The sequence below is a fragment of the Wolbachia endosymbiont (group A) of Bombylius major genome, from assembly GCF_947251895.1.
Classification (GTDB): Bacteria; Pseudomonadota; Alphaproteobacteria; order Rickettsiales; family Anaplasmataceae; genus Wolbachia; species Wolbachia pipientis.
Genome location: NZ_OX366395.1, coordinates 649792 through 662001, shown reverse-complemented (window position 1 = coordinate 662001; position 12210 = coordinate 649792). Strand labels below are relative to the sequence as shown.

Here is a 12210-nt window from a genome sequence, read left to right as displayed (position 1 = left end):
ATTATAGTATACTTCTATTTTTTATGATAGCAACTTTTTATTGCGCTCAATCGTTTTAGATTTATAATGAAAGTATTGTAATTTAAAGCAAATCAATGACTATTGCAATTCACGAATTAGAGAGGATCATCAAACAATCGTTCCCCGACGCTGATATAAAGATTCATGATCTTGCTGGAGATGATGACCATTATCATTTAAAAATAAACTCCAAGTGTTTTCTTGGAAAGACAAAAATAGAACAGCATAAAATGGTATATAAAGCTCTGGAAGGTCAGTCTATACACGCCTTGCAACTGGAAACTAATACTTAAAAATAAGGTGAATTTATGAGCAATTTTGAACAAATAAAAAAAGATATAACAGAAAATGATGTGGTATTGTATATGAAAGGCACTTCTGATTTTCCTCAATGCGGATTCTCTGGACTCGTCGTGTCAATCCTAAAAAAATTGAACGTGAAGTTTAAGTATATTAACGTGTTGGAGAATGATGAAATACGTGAATCTATAAAAAAGTTTTCTGATTGGCCAACAATTCCACAATTATATATAAAGGAAGAGTTTATTGGTGGTTGCGACATCACTCGCGAGATGTACGAAAAAGGCGAACTGCAAAGTTTATTGAAGGAAAAAAAAATTATTGCGGAATCAGTACCAAGAAACCAGTGCCCAGACGCTGGATAACGTAGTATAGCTATGAAAAAGGATCTTATGTCTTAAACCGTATCCGTTCAGGGGAGCGGCAAAATAAGGTAGACAAAGCAAGATAATAATGTTGATGTTAACACTATTGTCAAGTTTACTGGCCTTTCTATTAGTGAGATTGAAGAATTAAGTGTGAGCGGTTACAAATAATTTACCATTTCTTCTGGTTTCACTATCCTTTCAAACTCCTCCTCAGTGAGCAGTTGAAGTTTTGCTGCTGCTTCTTTTAAAGTGATATTTTCTTTATAAGCAAGCTTTGCTATTTTTGCTGCATTGTCGTACCCTATATGCGTATTTAATATAGTGACCAACATCAACGACTGATTCAGTAAATCTTTTATCCTCTCTTCATTTGCTTTAATACCAACTACACATTTTTCTGTAAAATTTAAACTTGCATCAGCTAAAAGTCTTATAGACTGCAAAACATTGTAAATTATCACTGGCTTAAACACATTCAATTCAAAATGACCGTTTGAACCACTAATGGTTACAGCAACATGATTTCCCATAACTTGAGTGCATACCATAGTCACCGCTTCACACTGAGTTGGATTCACTTTACCTGGCATAATTGAAGAACCAGGCTCATTTTCTGGTAACATTATTTCCCCAATTCCGCATCTTGGACCAGAACCAAGAAGCCTTATATCATTTGCAATTTTCATTAAACTGACTGCTACTGTATTGAGTGTTCCACTGAGCTCAACTAAAGCATCATTTGCTGCTAGCGCTTCAAATTTATTGCCTGCTGAAGTAAATGGAAGATTAGTGATTTTTGCAACTTCTCTAGCAAAATCTTCAGCAAAACCCTTTTTAGTATTGAGTCCCGTGCCAACCGCAGTGCCACCTTGTGCAAGCTCGTATATATCACTTAAAGTTGATTTTACTCTCTCTATCCCCTTTTTAATCTGGGCTGCATAGCCAGAGAACTCCTGTCCCAGTGTTAGGGGCGTTGCATCTTGTAAGTGAGTACGTCCTACTTTTATTATATCTTTAAATTCCTGAACCTTATTATCCAGCACCTTATGCAATTTTTCAAGATTTGGAATAAGCAAGCAGTTTATTTGCTCTGCTGCTGCTATATGCATTGCTGTTGGAAAGGTGTCATTTGACGACTGACCATAATTCACATGATCATTTGGATGTATCGGAGATTTACTACCCAAATTACCACCTAAAATCTCTATTGCACGATTGCTGATCACTTCATTCATATTCATATTAGTCTGCGTTCCGGATCCGGTTTGCCAAACAACAAGCGGAAATTCATTATTAAATTTGCCATCTATTACTTCCCTCGCGGCTGTGCAAATTGCGTCGCCTACCCTATCATCTATAACACCATGTTTCATATTAACACGCGCTGCTGCAAGTTTTACTATTGCTAATGCTTTAATCAGAGGCTCTGGCATTTTTTCTGTGCCAATCTTAAAATTTTCTAAGGAACGCTGAGTCTGCGCTCCCCAGTAATGTTCACTTGGTACTTTTACTTCCCCTAAGCTGTCTGATTCTATTCTCGTCTTTCTATCCATATTTTCCTCCTGGTGTTATGCAAACTGGTTCACTACATAATTTTGCCATATGAACATCTCAATTTCTTGGTTAATTAAATCATACTAGATCCAAGTAGTCAAGTGTACGAACATTGCAAATTTCAGGTAACTTGCATGGTAGATGTGCAACTGTACGAACATTGTCTAGCAGGAGGGTGTCATCCCAGCGCCCCTATGATGTCATCCCAGTGCTTGACACTGGGATGACACCCTTCTGGTGGACTCAAATCACGATGTTTGCACAGCTGTACGCTTAGTTCTGGTTGCACGCTACCATTCTTGCACATCCATAAATAGAAAATTTACGCTTTAAAAGGATCATATACATCGATTTCCTTAGGATTACTCTTTTTCAATTTTTCACTTAATAATCTCAAAATGTGCTGTAAATCATCATTAATTGATAAGCAAAGCACTTCTTTATTAAGATAATTAGCTAGGTGATTCTTCTTTTCCAGAATTTCTACTTCCCTCAATAAGTCGCATTTGTTTAATACTACAATCTCTTCTTTTTTAACAAGATCACCATTGTAAAGTTTTAATTCATTATGGATACAATTATAAGCTGCTATCACATCATCGTGAGTTGCATCAATTAAATGAAGTAAAATTTGACACCTTTCTATGTGCTTTAAAAATTTATGTCCGAGCCCAACTCCAAGGTGAGCATCGGTGATTATTCCAGGAATATCTGCTATTACAACTTCGCTATCATCCACTTTTGTCACACCTAAGTGGGGTCTTACGGTGGTAAATGGATAATCGTCTACTTTTGTATCGGAATTTGAGCAGCGAGTCAAAAATTTTGATTTACCTGCGTTTGGCATGCCAATAATTCCAACATCTGATAAAACTTTTAGTTTTAATAATACATGTTTTTCTTCGCCAGGATGACCGTAAGTAAAATGTCTTGGTGCCTTATTAGTAGAAGATTTAAAATTAGTATTTCCAAGTCCACCTTTTCCACCCTGTGCTATTAAAAATTCCATATCAGGCTTGTCAAGATCGACTATTATCTCTTCACTTTCTTCATCAATTATTTGTGCACCAACTGGAACTTTAAGTATAACGTCTTTCCCTGCTGTGCCAGATCTATCCCTGCCTGCACCATTTTTTCCACTATCTGCTTTAATGTGTCTTCTATAACGAAAATGAAGCAAAGTGTTGAGATTAGCGTCGCTGATGAAAACTATGTTTCCACCCTTTCCTCCATTACCACCATTTGGACCACCAAATTCAACGAACTTTTCTCGACGAAAACTTGCACAGCCATCACCACCGTCACCAGCTTTTAAACACAATTTTACTTCGTCTATAAAACCCATGCTAACCCACGATAATATTTAGCATCCTTTCCTAATGCGCTTTCTATTCTGATTAGCTCGTTATACTTCGCGAGTCTATCAGAACGCGATAGCGACCCGGTTTTTATTTGCCCGCAATTTGATGCAACTGCTATATGAGATATTGTTGTGTCTTCTGTTTCACCTGAGCGATGAGAAATAACAGCTTTATAGCCATTTGATTTTGCCATTTCAATTGCATTAAACGTTTCTGTTAACGTCCCTATTTGATTTGGCTTGATCAGTACAGCGTTTGCCATTTTTCCCTCTATTCCTTTGCATATCAGTTCACAATTTGTAACAAACAAATCATCCCCAACCAATTGAATTTTACTCCCCAATTTTGCAGTAAGTAATTTCCAACCTTCATAGTCGTCTTCACTCATTGCATCTTCTATAGAAATTATTGGATATCTTTCCACAAGGTTACAATAGTATTCAGCCAATTCTTTTGAAGTAAGCTCTTTATTTTCAAATTTGTAAATTTTGTTGTGACAAAAAGTAGATGAAGCAACATCAAGGCCCAGCGCAAAATCACTTTGCGCTGAATAACCTGCTGATTCTATAGCGTATATGATCAAGTCAAGTGCTTCTTCAGTACTTTCAATATTTGGTGCAAAACCACCTTCATCTCCTACGTTTGTGCTATAACCTTTTTTCTTAAGAATGCTACGTAAGTTGTGGAACACCTCCGCAGACATTCTGATTGCTTCACTGAAAGTCTCAGCACCGACCGGAAGAATCATGAATTCTTGAAAATCGAGCTTATTGTCTGCATGTACTCCGCCATTAATTATGTTAATGAGTGGAACCGGCATAACACTTGTCTGCTCTCCCCCCAAATATCTATACAGCGGCATTTTGAAACTGTTTGCTGCTGCTTTCGCAACTGCAAGAGACACACCCAAAGTTGCATTTGCTCCAAGTTTAGATTTATTTTTTGTTCCATCCAGTTCAATTAATGCTTTATCAATTGCATTTTGGTCCGCTGCATTCATTCCAATGATTTCATCTGCTATCACTCCATTTACAGCTTGAACAGCTTTCAGCACCCCCTTACCACAATACCTTTTCTCATCTTGATCCCTGAGTTCCAAGGCTTCTAATTTACCGGTTGAAGCTCCAGAAGGTACAGATACCCTACCTATTGCTCCATCACAGAGCCCAATTTCCACCTCAACAGTGGGGTAACCCCTGCTATCTAAAATTTCTCTTGCAAATATATTGTTGATTATCTTATTCATTACATTAACCCTTTACTAGATTCACAATTGTGTGCACGGAACGTTCTGTCTCGGAAGATGTTATCCCAGCGCTGTAACATTTCAGTGTATGAACATTGCAATATACAGGTAATTTGAGTAGCGGATGGTGTCATTCCAGTGCTTGACACTGGAATCCAGCTTTTACTATACAGCCACCTGGTGTGCTCATTTACGATTAAGTTTTCTGGATCCCAGTGTCTGGGCACTGGGATGACATCATTCTTAGTGGAAGTTACCCCCATATCACAACGTTCGTACAGTTGTGTGCTTCGACACTGGGATCCAGCCTTATTACACAATTTTATCATATAAATCCTCCCAGTCCGGATTCTTTTTCTCAATCAAATTCATTTTCCATATATATAATTGACTAGATTCCAGTTTGCATGACACCAGTACTTGCATTTATTCTATCGTTTAACTAGATGTTTGTATAGTTTCTGCTATGAGCTTTGCAGCTTCCTTTGCCAGTTTAGCTATATTACTACCAGCACCAATAAATAATACTATATCACCTGGACTTGTCGAATCACTAATAAAATGTGAAATGAGCAAAGCATCATTCATAATTTTTGTGTTATTAAATCCATTACTGATTAAAGCTTTTTGTATATCATCAATCCCACAACCAGGAATAGGCTTATCTTTTGGAGGATGAACAGGAGTGAGGATGACATAATCAAACATCATGAAAATTCGTATGAATTCATCAAAAAAATTACGAATGCGAGCAAAACGAAGTGGTTCGATAATTCCTATTATCTTTCCTTTGGTAATCGAACGTGCAGCCGTTAAAGTTGCATATATTTCATTTGGATGATGGGCATAATCCTCAATTAACTTAACACCTTTAATATTGGCAATCAAAGAAAATCTTCTTGCTACTCCTTGAAATTCCAAAAGGCCTTTTTTAATATCTGCATCGCTAATTCCGAGCTTTATCGCAACTGATATTGCAGCTAGTGCGTTACTGACTTTATGCATTCCTATTGTGTTTGATAGTACTACGTTTTTTATTCTGTGGTTATTGTCAATCAACACGTCAAATTCTATGCTGTTAGCATGCTGTTTAATGTTGCTGGCTCTAATGTTACCACTTTTAAACCCAAACATCATAGAGTTACTTACATCATAATTAATGCCTACAGAATCAGGAAAAATTGCAAAATCTGCTTTATTTATAAATTGAGAGAATGCATGCTTAATATCGTCAAATGTACCATAATGATCCATATGATCGTCGTTAATACTCGTTATGACAACAATATTTGCAGGCATTTTTAGCATGGTTCCATCAGACTCATCAGCTTCGATTAAAAAAATGTCACTCTTTCCAAGTCTTGAATTGCTCTGGTATGAATTTAGTATTCCTCCCACAATTACAGTTGCATCGATATTAGAATGATCAAAAATGGAAGCAATCATTGCTGTTGTCGTTGTCTTACCGCTCGAACCTGAAACCGCTATCACATATTTATCTCTTAAAAGTTCAGCAAGCATGTCTGATCTATGCAAAACGATTTTATTGTTATTTTTTGCTGCAATTAACTCCACATTATCAGATTTTATTGCAGAAGAATGTACAACTATTTGAGCTTGGCTTACATTATTAGCATTGTGACCAATAAAAACCTCTATGCCCAGCTTTTGTAACCTATCTACATTGTTGTTTGATTGTGCATCACTACCTTGAACTTTGTAATTGGAATTGTGAAGAATTTCAGCAATAGCGCTCATTCCAATTCCACCTATACCAATAATATGTATTATTTCTTTTTGAGTTTTGTTAATATTTAGCAGTAGATGTTTACTCATTACTAAATTTATTATAGTATAATTTAAAATCCTCATAGTATCGAACCCTCTTACCGAATACAATGATAAAAAACCTAACCTTTCTATGCCTAATATTTGTTTTGATAAGTAGCTGCAGTTTTAGCAACAGGTTTAATTGCACTGCAGGTCATTATAAAATTGGCAGCAGCTACACAATAAATGGCATAACTTATTATCCAAAAAACTGTAAACACTATGAAGAGATAGGGATAGCGTCGTGGTATGGAATAGAAGATCATGGCACGCTTACAGCAAATGGTGAAGTGTTTAACCGTCACTTGATCTCTGCAGCGCATAAGACTTTGCCCCTACCCTGCTTTGTTCTTGTCACTAATTTAGAAAATGGAAGAAAGCTTGTTACAAGGGTTAACGATAGAGGGCCTTTTATTGAAGGCAGAATAATAGACTTATCAGAAAAAGCAGCTCAAGTCTTAGGATTTCATAAATCTGGGCTTGCAAAAGTAAAAGTTCAATACCTAAGAAAGATGTCAGAACAATTGATACAAAATACTCCTCATTACAGAAAGCAATATGAAAAAGAAATGCAGAAACGTCACCCGAAACAAGACAGTGCAGAAAGTAAGGGATATGTTGCATTTTTTAAAAGTGCTCAGGCTGCTAAATCAGCTGCATCAAAGCTTCGCAATCAAGGAATAAAAAATGTTAGATTGCTTTTTAAGAACGATCAATATTGCGTGAAAGTGAGTTATAGGTAGTGGTGAGTGCAGAATTTGAAAGATTTGGTTAATGTAAGGAACGCTGGCTAACTATTGTAAGTTAAAAATGTGATATAAAAAAGATATCAACAATTTATAGCTATACCACCGCGATATCTCTTAACCGCTAACACGTAGCGGAATGACGAGCTTATCGTCACGCCACCGCTAACCGTCATACCGCGATTTATTCGCGGTATCTCAGCCGCTAACAAGTAGCGGGATGACGAGCTTATCGTCATGCCACCGCGAACCGTCATGCCGCGATTCATTCGCGGTATCTCAGCCGCTAACAAGTAGCAGAATGACAGCAATCCTACGTCATACCGTCACGGTATCTCTAGATCCCGCTAACAAGTAGCGGGATACTTGACCTTTACAAGGATGACAGTTGTCGTTTAGCTATAAATGTTAAGAAATTTACCAAATGAAAAAAAAGGCAAAGAAACCCTAGGGTAGCTAGTATTCAAATTCTCCCTTGTCTATTTGACGTCTTTTACTGTCTTAAACACTTTATAAGCGCGTTTCGGCTTGTATAGGTAGAAACCTAAAAGTTTTATAAAGACATGAGGTGCACATAGTGCAAAAAATTAAGCATGATTTACGCCAAATACATTAAGTTTTTTGTCATTAATCCACTGCAGAGATTGCGAAGATAAATAAATAGCTTCAGTTTCATGATAAGAGGGCTGGCGGAGTTTGTCAAGTAAGTTTTTCGTTTCATCCAATGCGCTGCCAAAAGTTTGTTATGCAAGAATGCACTAGCAATTTCTCACAGATTCATTTAAACTTAATCAAGTAGGAGTATTATTAACGCGAAAAGAGTTTAATTAGAGATTTAAGTGATATGGCGCGTGAGGAAGATATAAACCAATTAGTAGAAAATGGATTTGATATTAACTCAAAAGATGCAAGTGGAATCACTCTCTTGCATAAGTTCACAAAAGAAGGCGATTTAGTTGGAGTAAAGTCATTACTAGAGCACGAAGCTGATTTCAATGTCGTAGACAACGAAAATAGAAACCCTCTGCATTACGCCATTATGCATGGACACAAGAAAGTTGCTAAACTTTTTGTTAACCAGCTGACAATTAATTCCAAGGATAAAAATGGATTCACTCCACTGCACCTTGCTGCACTACAAGATGACACGGAATTAATAGATTTTTTGATAACAAAAGGCGCAAAAATTAATGAAAAAGATGCCAAAGAGGGCTATACTCCTCTTCATATAGCTTCACTATACGGTTCTAAAAAAAGCGTCCAAATTTTAATTGATAGCGGAGCAAATCTCGAATGTGAAGATAACAATTTTCGTACTCCTTTGTTTTTAACCATTTATCAATGCACCGCACATTATGACAGCAGAGCAGAAATTATAGAATATCTGATAAAGAAAGGTGCAAATATAGAAGCCAAAGATGCAGAAAATAACACTACGCTTTTCCTAGCAGCGTATAACAACAAAATGCAAATAGTAAAACTTATTGCAAAAAAACAGCAAGCAAGTAACGATAAAATTAAACTTAAAGAGTTTTTTTGCACAAAAAACAACCATGGTTTTGATGCGTTAGATTGCGCTATTGAGCATAATAATAGAAAAATGGTAACATTTCTTGTTTCAAAGGGAATAGAAGCAAACGATCAAGATTTTAATGGTAACGCTAGGCTGCATAAAGCTAGCCATAATGGTAACACTAAAACAGTTAAGCTCTTATTGAAGCTTAAGGTAAACGTTAATGCTGTTACTAAATGTAACAGAACTCCCTTGCTACTCGCAGTTAAAAAAGGCCATACACAAATTGTGAAAATGTTATTGGAAGTTAGAGCCAATATGAACATTTGTGAGCAACAAGGTTTTGCACCTCTACATCTTGCTGTTCAAAAGGATTATTTTGATATAGCTCAGTTGTTAACAGAAAAAGGTGCAGACCTTAACATTAAGTGCAATAACGGTCATACCGCAATAGATATGTTCATTAGCAAGGCTCATAGCAAAAAAAACATCGAAGAAAATTACAAAAAATTTTGTAGATTTTTGATGCTTTACCTGAAAGAGCTACATAGTAAACACAAAGCCTGTTGTATACTTTCAACCCTAGCTCTAAGCTTAACAATTATAGGCTTACCATTTATTTTCAAGCCTATTATTAAATACAGAGAAAGAAGTAAAATATATAAAAAAATTAGGGCTATGCTGGTCTACATTTAAGTACAAGAAGAGTATACAAAAAATACATAGCCAAAGCTAATACACGACAATTATCTGCTCGATGAAAATGAGATTAAATACATTTTTAATATTTTTATAGAAATCTATTAGTATAGATTTTGTATGCTGTTCTAATGGCTATTTTTAAATGCTTAATACTCCTCTTCATTATTTCTTGCACACATCTACCTACCAAGCAATATCCTATTAACATAGACAATTATAAGCACGATTATCCGTTGCAACAATATAACACCTCTTTGGAGATTAATGAACCGGCAATACCAGAAATTATGCCTTTACCAATAGAGTTTCCCGATCTCACAATCAGTAATCAGCTTATTTCTATTAATGTTAGTGAAGAAGTATCAGTAAAAGATTTGCTGATTGAGATAGGAAAACTTTCTGACGTTAACTTGGATATGGACCCAAAAATATCAGGTAATATTATTTTAAAGCTAAAAGATAAGGATATAAACGAAGTAATTCAGAGTATAGCAAATAGCGCCAAACTGCGTTACTCAATAAGTAATGGTGTAATTAGAATTGAGCAGGACTTGCCATACGCGCAAAATTATTACGTAGACTTCATCAATATTCAACATTCTGCTCAAAGCAGTTTCGTCATTAATAACAATATTACTAACAGTGATGGAAGTAACGTTGATAGGGACTATAACAATGTTATGAAGTCTCAATACAGTAGTGACTTATGGAATTCATTAGAAAAAGGCTTGAATGCAATAATGGATGTTAACGGGGTGGATGATGGCGAATTCCTTTCATCCAACAGAGAAGCTGGTGTTATTATTTTGAATGCTAGAAAAGATATCCACAAAGCTGTTGAAGAATATATTAATAAGGTTAAGAAGTTAGCGTCTTCTCAAGTAATGATAGAGGCAAAAATAGTTGAAGTTGTGCTAGATGACAAATACCTTTCTGGTATGAACTTAAATGACTTACAAGATGGAACTAAGTCTATAATAAATCAAGATAACTCCATTATTAACCTAGCAATGAACTTTGGTGCGAATGATCTAGGAGATTTAGTAAAAAATTTAGACAAATTTGGCACTTCAACTGTAATTTCAAGCCCCAGAGTACATGCTATAAATAATCAGCAAGCGATGATTTCATTTACTAAAAACCATATTTATTTTACCTCCGATATACAAAAAGATACTAGAAACTCTAATCAGACCTTAATTACCAAGATGAATAGCGTCCCAATAGGTGTTGTGCTAATAATCCACCCAAGCATTAACATTGATACTAGTGAAATATTCATGGATATACATCCAACTTTATCAAGAATTAACGGCTACACTAAAGATCCAGATATAGAGTACGTTGCACAGCAGAGTAAAATGAAATTAAATAGCGACATTCCAATTGTTGAAATCAGAGAAATGAACTCTATGTTAAAAATTAAGAGCGGTGAAATTATGGTAATCGGCGGGCTTATAGAACATAGAGAAGATAAGCAAAGCTTATTGCATCAGAAATCAAAAAGGCTAGCGAATAATATTAGAACAGTAGAAACTGTCATTTTTTTAAAAGCAACAATCGTACCAACATTTGGTTTGTTAGATAGAAAAGATAAGAATTTATATATATATTAAATTATCACTAAAAATTAAATATCAAACCAACTTCAATATTGTGAGTAGATATGTCATCTGCAACAGGTATCGGAACGCTAAAGTAACGATAGCCGAGAAAGGTTTTGACTTCTGGGATTATTGAATAATCAACACCAAGTTTTATTTGATAAGCAAACCAAGGAACATTAAGTGGCATTGAATTTTGGGGTGACCAACTAATCCTTTTTAATCTAAAAACTGTTGGCCCTATACCAAGACCGATGTACGGAGCAAATTGTGTACCCTGAATGCTGGGATTATAATAGAAGTTTAACAAAAACGCAAATACACTTGCTGATTTATCAAATACCGGAGGAGAATTACTATCTTCAATATTGGCTATAGAATACGCGGCTTCAAAATCAATTTTACCATTTTCTCCAGCATAGTAACCTAAAGACATGCTGCTAAACCACTGGAAATCAATTTTACCATCAAATTGCTGTATACTTTTAATTTCATCTGCCACTATATTTTTTATTATAAAACCATAATGACTTTCAACTAAAGTTAGGACTCTCTCCCCTATTGCCTTTATACCCTTTACAAATGTTTCTGAATTATCATGGTATACCTTACCACCGTTAGCGCTCACATAAAAATCAAGTTTTTTTGATTTTTCTTTTGTAGGCTCAGCTTGATCTGCAATACGTGACCACATATTTTTCTGATCAGCTACTTGGAGAATAGAAGGTTGTTCAATAGGACTATTTTCAGGTTCTTGATATTTTAAATTCTCTGTTAGTACTTCTTTTTCAGTAACCTCTTTAGAATGCATTACATCTTCATTATTGTCCGTTTCTAGTTTTAAGAGTTGTGTTCCAATAACTTGTTCAACGTGTACATAATTACCGATATAAGTAATAAAAAAATAGACACATGAAATTAAAATCAAAAATAAAGTAATAGATCTTTTAGTTATCACAAATGAA

The 12210-nt window shown here is 35.4% G+C and carries 10 protein-coding genes and 1 pseudogene; 5 read left to right on the top strand and 6 right to left on the bottom strand.

Going from position 1 to position 12210, the window contains the following annotated elements; translation table 11 throughout:
* Nucleotides 1-95: 95 nt before the first annotated feature.
* Entirely contained in the window at nucleotides 96-314 is a 219-nt protein-coding gene (locus OPR49_RS03150) for a BolA/IbaG family iron-sulfur metabolism protein (RefSeq protein WP_006280012.1), read from the top strand.
* Between the two features lie 15 nt (nucleotides 315-329).
* On the top strand, nucleotides 330-686 hold the full coding sequence (gene grxD / locus OPR49_RS03145; RefSeq protein WP_265027421.1) for a Grx4 family monothiol glutaredoxin: 357 nt from the start codon (nucleotides 330-332) through the stop codon (nucleotides 684-686).
* Between the two features lie 161 nt (nucleotides 687-847).
* On the opposite strand, the gene fumC is transcribed toward grxD, so the two are convergent.
* From fumC to murC, 5 genes and pseudogenes are all read right to left on the bottom strand, one after another.
* On the bottom strand, nucleotides 848-2242 hold the full coding sequence (gene fumC, locus OPR49_RS03140; protein ID WP_265027420.1) for a class II fumarate hydratase: 1395 nt from the start codon (nucleotides 2240-2242) through the stop codon (nucleotides 848-850).
* Between the two features lie 323 nt (nucleotides 2243-2565).
* Nucleotides 2566-3588 carry an Obg family GTPase CgtA gene (cgtA, locus tag OPR49_RS03135; RefSeq protein WP_265027419.1) on the bottom strand — a complete coding sequence of 341 codons (1023 nt, stop codon included), beginning with the start codon at nucleotides 3586-3588 and terminating at the stop codon, nucleotides 2566-2568.
* Entirely contained in the window at nucleotides 3576-4850 is a 1275-nt protein-coding gene (gene eno, locus OPR49_RS03130; RefSeq protein ID WP_265027418.1) for a phosphopyruvate hydratase, read from the bottom strand. The genes cgtA and eno overlap by 13 nt, the downstream gene beginning before the upstream one ends.
* An 80-nt stretch (nucleotides 4851-4930) precedes the next feature.
* A pseudogene (locus OPR49_RS07560) lies at nucleotides 4931-5080 on the bottom strand (WPE palindromic element domain-containing protein); the annotation flags it as partial.
* Nucleotides 5081-5288: 208 nt separating this feature from the next.
* Complete coding sequence (gene murC / locus OPR49_RS03120; RefSeq protein WP_265027417.1) at nucleotides 5289-6722, bottom strand: UDP-N-acetylmuramate--L-alanine ligase; 1434 nt, start codon at nucleotides 6720-6722, stop codon at nucleotides 5289-5291.
* 26 nt (nucleotides 6723-6748) lie between these two features.
* On the opposite strand from murC, the gene OPR49_RS03115 reads away from it, so the two are divergent.
* From OPR49_RS03115 to OPR49_RS03105, 3 genes are all read left to right on the top strand, one after another.
* Nucleotides 6749-7423, top strand: a complete 675-nt coding sequence (locus OPR49_RS03115) for a septal ring lytic transglycosylase RlpA family protein (RefSeq protein ID WP_320157608.1) — start codon at nucleotides 6749-6751, stop codon at nucleotides 7421-7423.
* 847 nt (nucleotides 7424-8270) lie between these two features.
* Nucleotides 8271-9635: an ankyrin repeat domain-containing protein gene (locus tag OPR49_RS03110; protein ID WP_065095203.1), complete on the top strand. Its 1365-nt coding sequence runs from the start codon at nucleotides 8271-8273 to the stop codon at nucleotides 9633-9635.
* Between the two features lie 119 nt (nucleotides 9636-9754).
* Complete coding sequence (locus tag OPR49_RS03105; RefSeq protein WP_458694419.1) at nucleotides 9755-11257, top strand: type II secretion system protein GspD; 1503 nt, start codon at nucleotides 9755-9757, stop codon at nucleotides 11255-11257.
* Between the two features lie 7 nt (nucleotides 11258-11264).
* Here the strand turns inward: OPR49_RS03105 and OPR49_RS03100 are convergent, their stop codons facing one another.
* Nucleotides 11265-12203 (bottom strand): P44/Msp2 family outer membrane protein, encoded by a 939-nt coding sequence (locus tag OPR49_RS03100; RefSeq protein WP_265027414.1) that lies wholly within the window; start codon nucleotides 12201-12203, stop codon nucleotides 11265-11267.
* Nucleotides 12204-12210 lie beyond the last annotated feature (7 nt).